Genomic DNA, 260 nt, shown 5'->3' on the forward strand with positions numbered 1-260 from the left:
GGAAGGCGTTGCGGTCGCCCAGGCTTCCGTCGTCCTTGACCGCGAACTTGGGCGTCAGGAACAGGCTGATCCCCTTAGGCCCCTTGGGCGCGTCGGGAAGTCGGGCCAGCACCAGATGGACGATGTTGTCGGTCGCGTCGTGGTCGCCCCAGGTGATGAAGATCTTCTGGCCGTTCAGCGCATAGGTTCCGTCGCCGTTCGGCGTAGCGGTAGCGGTCAGGGCGCCCAGGTCGGACCCGGCGCCCGGCTCGGTCAGAACC

General features: G+C 67.3%; 1 protein-coding gene. It reads right to left on the reverse strand.

Features of this window, described 5'->3' with window-relative positions; all coding sequences use genetic code 11:
• Nucleotides 1-260 (reverse strand): acyl-CoA dehydrogenase family protein (locus tag CVH10_RS21805; protein WP_181244654.1); only part of this gene is annotated, 260 nt, incomplete at both ends.

The organism is Halomonas sp. ND22Bw (assembly GCF_003011945.1).
Taxonomy (GTDB): domain Bacteria; phylum Pseudomonadota; class Gammaproteobacteria; order Pseudomonadales; family Halomonadaceae; genus Halomonas; species Halomonas halophila.